The organism is Novipirellula sp. (assembly GCF_041583735.1).
Lineage (GTDB): Bacteria > Planctomycetota > Planctomycetia > Pirellulales > Pirellulaceae > Novipirellula.
The window spans coordinates 1-6,740 of record NZ_JBFHFD010000469.1 but is presented as its reverse complement, the minus strand read 5'-3'; the positions used below and the strand labels follow the sequence as shown (position 1 = coordinate 6,740).

Here is a 6,740-nt window from a genome sequence, read left to right as displayed (position 1 = left end):
GCTACGACCGCAAATTTCTTTCCGAGCAGGCGCCGATTGCGATCCCAAAACTTCCCGAAAATCCCACCGCAGCGGATCGTGAACCGCTGACGCGGATGTTTGAAGCTTGGCTTGCCGAGTGGTTAGTGGTTCGCGCCGGAGTGGCTCCGCAGACCATCGAGCTGGATAAACCGTTTGCCGACTACGGACTCGATTCGATGACATCGGTCGAACTCAGTGGTGAGACCGAAGATTGGTCGGGAATCGAGTTGACTCCGATCGTGGCCTGGAACCATCCCACGGTGACGCAACTGAGTCGGTTTATCGCCAATGAGTTGATTGGCTCGGAAGCTCCCCGAACACTGCACGACGGTTTGCCATCGAGCGTGAACGCAACGCACAACGCAACGCACAACGACGCGCACAACGACGCGCACAACGTCCCGCACAAAGTTGCCCGCAACGGTGCGCCCCGGTCCGAGTCCGTCGACGAAACGGTGTCGCAAGACGTGTCACCCGAAGAGCTCGAAGCCTTATTAAGTGAAATCGAACAACTTTCGGACGCCGAGATCGACGCGGCCCTGAGCGACAAGAAAAAAACGTAATCGCTGATGGACAAACAACTTGCAGCTCGACTGGCCAAATTGACTCCTGCGCAACGTGCGTTGCTACAGAACCGGCTCGGATCGCGTCCGCCATCCGCTGTCAATGATTCCAATGCGATTGCGATTATCGGAATGGGTTGCCGGATGCCCGGCGCGGATTCCCCCGACGCGTTTTGGGACCTGATCCAACAGCAGCGTGAAAGCGTGGGGCCGGTGCCGGCAAGTCGTTGGGATCGTGATCAATATTTTGATCCCAGTGGCCGCACCCTTGGGAAAATGTCGGTCGATGCGATGGGCGCGGTCTCGAACGTCGACATGTTCGACCCCGCTTTCTTTGGGATCGCACCGCGTGAAGCCTCGCGAATGGATCCCCAGCAACGATTGTTGCTCGAAGTCGCCTGGGAAACAATCGAAGACGCCGGCGTTCCGATCGAACGTCTCTCGGGGACCCAAACCGGTGTCTTTATCGGCATCGGCGGTACCGATTACTCCAAAATTCCCGCTCGCTACCCTGACTATTTCGAACAGATTGATGCCCACATGGGAACGGGCAACGCGCTCAGCATCGCGGCGGGCCGGATCTCGTACCTGTTCGATTTGCAAGGCCCATCGTTCATCGTCGACACCGCATGTTCATCCGCCTTGGTCGCGGTCCACTCGGCAATCATCTCGTTGTTGCGTGGTGAAAGTGATGCGGCGATTGCGGGTGGTGTAAATCTAATTCTTTCACCGGAAACCACGATCGCGTTTAGCAAGGCTAGGATGCTGAGCCCGGATGGGCGTTGCCGTTCGTTTGACGAGAACGCAAAGGGTTATGTTCGAGGCGAAGGCTGTGGTTTGATCCTGATGAAACGTGCCGCCGACGCGGTTCGCGATGGTGACCGAATCCTGGCCATGATTCGCGGCAGTGCGGTGAATCAAGATGGGCGGACCAGCGGGATTACCGCACCGAGCGGCTCGGCCCAGCAACGTGTGATTCGCGACGCAATGAAGGCGGCCGAAATCTCGGTGGACGATTTGACCTACATCGAAGCGCATGGCACCGGCACCCCGCTTGGCGATCCGATCGAGTTGATGGCGTTGTCGGAAACGTTTGCCGCCCGCGACGAAAATCTACCGCCGGTTCACATCGGCAGCGTCAAAGCCAACATCGGGCACACCGAAACGGTCTCGGGAATTGCCGGAATGATCAAAGTGCTGAAGATGTGTCAGCACCAGTGGATCGCGGGTCAGGCCAATTTCGGCAAACTAAATCCGAACGCGAAACTCGATTCGAAACGGCTCCGGATTGCCACCGAAAATCAAGCATGGACGCCCAACAAACAAGGACGCTTCCTGGCCGGCGTCAGCTCGTTTGGGTTCGGAGGCACCAATGCCCATGTGATTTTGGAAAAGCCAAGCGGGACCCACACGCCCGAGCAAGAAGCACCACGCGTGCCGCCGTGTTTCTTTCTGCCGCTGTCGACTCGCAGCGAAGATGTGATCCCCAAAGCGGCTCAGCAAGCCTTGGATCGGTTGAACGATTCTGCGACGACCGACGCATTGCAAACGCACAACCTGTGTGGTTCGTACGCAAAATACCGCAGCATGTTGTCGCACCGCGCCGTGGCTTGGGGCGAATCCAGCTCGGAACTTGCCAAAGGATTACAGCGACTTGCCGAGGGCGTCGCGAGTAAACAAGCGGTCAGCGGCCGACCGGTGCATGGACGTCGCCCCCGGATCGCGTTGCTGTTTACCGGCCAAGGATCTCAATACGCGGGAATGGCGTCAGGCTTGATCCAGACGTTGCCGAGTTTTCAGCAATCGCTCGAAGCGTCTGCGGCGATTCTCGATCCTGTATTGAATGTGTCACTGTTGGAATTGATCTGTGACGACGTCCCGAGACGCTCTCTCGACGACACCGCGATGGCCCAGCCTGCGATCACAGCGATTCAAATCGCCTTGGTCGATTCGCTTGCCGACGTTGGCATCGTTCCCGATGTGGTGGCGGGTCATAGCATCGGTGAGATCGCCGCGTTGTATGCGGCAAAAGCGTTAAGCAAACAGCAGGCACTGATGCTTGCCGCTCATCGCGGCCGTTTGATGGGCGAGTTGCCGCAGTGTGGCACGATGACCGCAGTGCTCGCTAGCGCGGCGGTGGTGCAGCAGTGGATCGACGAACTCGAGTCGGATGCAGTGATTGCCGCCATCAATGGCGACCAAAACACGGTCATCGCTGGTACGTACGAAGCGGTTCAGCGAATCGTGGCAAAGGCCGAAGCGGCCGGAACGATGTGTCGACCGCTGAAGGTCTCGCACGCCTTCCACTCGCCGCTGATGCAAGATGCTGCGGATCCGCTGCGGGCGAGTTTGTCGCAGTGGGTTGGCGACGTAAAACTGCCTCCCTACATCACCTTTATCTCGTCGGTAACCGGGGCGGTGCAGGAAGGAACGATCGACGTTGACTACTGGATCCGGCACTTGATGAGCCCCGTTCGCTTCAGCGACGTGATGGCCGAATTGGCAAACCAAAACATTGATCTGGCGATCGAAGTGGGGCCGCGACCTCAATTGACGGGAATGATTCGTCGCTCGCTAAAATCCGACGCAGGCGAACCGCTGCTTCGCACCGTCGACACGCTGCATCCGGACGACAATGATTACACCAATTGGATCCGTGCTGTCGCCACGGCATGGTGCGTGGGTGCCCCGGTTGATTTTAGCGCTATCGATCGCATCTATCCATCACAGCGAGTGGCATTGCCAACGTATCCTTTCGTTCGCCAGCGGTGTTGGCATTCACCTCCCGCTCTGGAATCCGGCATTGGTGGTCAAAGCGTCCATCCGGTGCTGGGCAGCCGCCAACGTTTGGCGTCCGGTGGATTGCTATTTATTTCGCATCTTGCGATCAATAAACCTGGCTATCTTTCGGAGCACGTCGTTGCCGAATCGGTGACCGTTCCCGCCGCAGCCTGGATTGACGCATTAGGAATTGCAGCAAAGGAATTGTTTGGCGAGTTTGCCTTCGAGCTTTTTGAAGTCACGATTCACCGTGCTTTGTTTCTGCACAAGGATCAATCCGTTGAAATCCAAACGACGGCCGATCCGATTCAGGGCGGACAATCACAGATTCAAATTCACTCGCGGCCCCAAGGGGATGATTCGGAGTGGACACTATCGGCCACATGCCGAGTGAAAAAGGCTAACGGAACGATGCTGGCGGCTTTAAAAAGTCTGAGCCCCGCACATGCTACCGCGGTTGATCGAGCCACATTCTATGAATCGCTCGCCGCATCGGGACTTCGTTACGGTGAACTGTTCCAACCGCTGCGATCGATCCTGAATCATGACCACACTTCCAGTGCCCAACTTGAAATCGATGCAAGCTTGGTGAGCGAAGCAAAGCGGTCGCTGGTGCATCCGACCTTGCTCGATGGTGCCTTGCAACTGATTGCGACCACGATGCCAGCGTCCATTCGCCAATCCGCCGACCCGCCCACCTTTCTGCCGGTCGGCGTCGATCGAGTTGTGACGCAGGACGGAAATGAGATCACCTCGGCCGTCGTGCGTCGACACGAAAACACAAACGACCAATGGAGCGAAGTCGTTGCCGATGTCCAATTGCTTGACCGCGAAGGCCGCATTTGTGTGTCGCTACAAGGGGTGCATTGCAAACGGCTGCAAAAGGATCACACCCGCTACCAAATGGATCCTCAACAATGGATCTATGAATGCTCGTGGACTCCCGTATCGGTGACAGATGCCAAATCGGGTGAGGACCACGACACGTATCCTGTCCGCCATTTTGGATCGGCGATTTACCAAACGCTCATCCCCAAGACCTTTCAACCGAGTTCGTCGAAAGAGCACTGGCTTTGGACCCAGCCACACACACACGACGATGTCGAAGCGAGTGTTTGTGAGCTGCTGGAATTCATCCAGACCGCGGTTCGCCAGCCCACGATGCCGCTGGTGTCGTTGGTGCTGCAGAGTGCGTTTGGCATCGGCAATGAAAACAGTATCCCGTCGTCGGCGGCATTGGCAGCCATGGCACGCGTTGCCGCCAACGAGTATCCGGCGTTGCAAATCCGGATGCTCGATGTCGCCGTGTGCGATGCCGCGAGCACTGAACCGATTGCGTCCTGGCTTGCGCGGCAATCGCATGAAACCGAACTTGCCTTTCGAAACGATCAATTTTTGTCGCCACGATTGATTGCATCGCCACGTTCCCTCTCGAAGGCCTCCGACGCGTCGCAATTGCCGATCCCATTGTGCGGCAGTTATCGAGTCCGGCTTGATGGAACCAATCGGACCGAAGGGTTGTGGGTCGAGCGGATGGCGATGCCCAAACCCAAGCCGGACGAGGTGGTGATTTCGGTTGATGCGGTTGGGTTGAACTTTAGTGACGTGTTGAAGGCGATGGGACTTTATCCTGGAATTTCGGACGAGGTTGTTCCGCTGGGGATCGAAGCGAGCGGCACGGTGACGGCGATTGGTGATCAAGTGCAATCGGTGGCCATTGGCGACCACGTGATGGGAATTGTGCCCTACGGATTTGCGTCGGATGTTGCCACAAAAGAATACTTGCTCGTCAAGATTCCATCAGGAATCAGCCCGCAAGAGGCGGCGAGCATCCCGGTCGCCTACATGACGGCGCATTACGCGCTGCGGAACATTGGCCGGCTTGCCGCGGGCGAATCCGTCTTGATTCATGCTGCCGCAGGCGGCGTCGGATTGGCGGCGATCGAGGTCGCACACAGCGTCGGCGCCACGGTGTTTGCCACGGCCGGCAGCGAACTGAAACGTCGGTTGTTGTCGATGCTGGATATCGATCCGCAAAACATTTTTGACAGCCGGGATATCGATTCGCTGCACACCATTGGTGCTCGCACCGGAGGCCGCGGCGTTGATGTTGTATTGAATTCGTTGCCGGGCGAATGGATCAACCGGTCGTTGGAATTGTTAGCGGCACACGGCCGGTTTTTAGAGATTGGGAAAACCGATATCTATCAAAACCGTCAACTTGGCTTGCTGCCATTTCAGGACAACCTGACCTATTCGGCAATCGATCTGGATCGACTGTTCCGGCACCGCCCCGAAGAAGTGCGAACATTGTTTGCCGAGGTGGCTGAGCAATTCACAAAGGGCATCTATCAACCCAAACCAATTACCACGTTTGCGCTATCGGATCTGCCGGCATCGCTGCGGTTCATGAGTGCTCGGCGGAATATTGGCAAGATAGTCGTATCGCCTGAAAAGAACGCCACGCATGACGAGCGGGATCACGTCACCGCCGACGGGGCTTATTTGATCTCGGGCGGCAGCGGCGCGATCGCTGCGGGAATCACACAGCGGTTGATACAGCGAGGGGCGACCAAGATCGTCCTGCTTGCACGCCGACAAGCAACCGAGCGGGTCGAAGCATTGATCCGGTGGGCCAAAGAAAACGGTGCGGAGTGTCGGTATCTGCAGTGCGACTGTACGAACCAAGACGAACTGCTCGCTGCGATGCGGCAACTGCCTCCGTCGATGCGACCCGTGGTCGGCGTGATCCACACCGCCGGCCTTTTGGACGATGGTCTGATGCACGAGATGACGCCGGAATCCGTGGCCCGCGTGCTGCGACCGAAGGTGGGCGGCGCGGTTGCGCTGGCCAAGGCGACCGAAGATCAACCGCTGAGGATGTTCAATATGCTCGGATCGGTGGCTTCGGTATTTGGGTCACCCGGGCAAGCAAACTATGCGGCTGCGAATGGATTTTTGGAAGGATTCGCGGCGCGGCGGCGCAACGAGGGGCTACCTGCCAACGTGGTCCACTGGGGCCCTTGGAGTTCGGCAGGCATGGCGGACGACCCAACACGGCTAAAAAATCTGGCCTCGCGAGGCTTGCGTCCGCTGCGGTTTGATGCCGCTTTGGACCTGCTGATTGATGCCGGCAATCCAAACGGCCCTCGTTCACGAGTCGTGGTGGATGCGAATTGGCATCAAATGCTTTCTTCGCTTCCCGAATCCGCGGTGCCCTCGATTTTTCGTGCGCTGCACACTGCCAACGGTCAATCTCGGTCCGAGGCGGTTTCGGCGAAAGACGACGCATTGCTGCAAGAGCTTCGTTTGCTCGACCACGATGCACGGTGCGAGCGGCTGGAAATCTACTTCAGCGAGCAACTTGGCAAAATC

General features: G+C 57.6%; 2 protein-coding genes. Both read left to right on the top strand.

Features of this window, described 5'->3' with window-relative positions:
- Positions 1-584, top strand: a 584-nt coding sequence (locus ABX962_RS26000; protein ID WP_372723715.1) for an acyl carrier protein, incomplete at its 5' end; no start/stop codon positions are given.
- Between the two features lie 6 nt (positions 585-590).
- On the top strand, positions 591-6,740 hold a 6,150-nt coding region (locus ABX962_RS25995), incomplete at its 3' end, for an SDR family NAD(P)-dependent oxidoreductase (protein ID WP_372723713.1).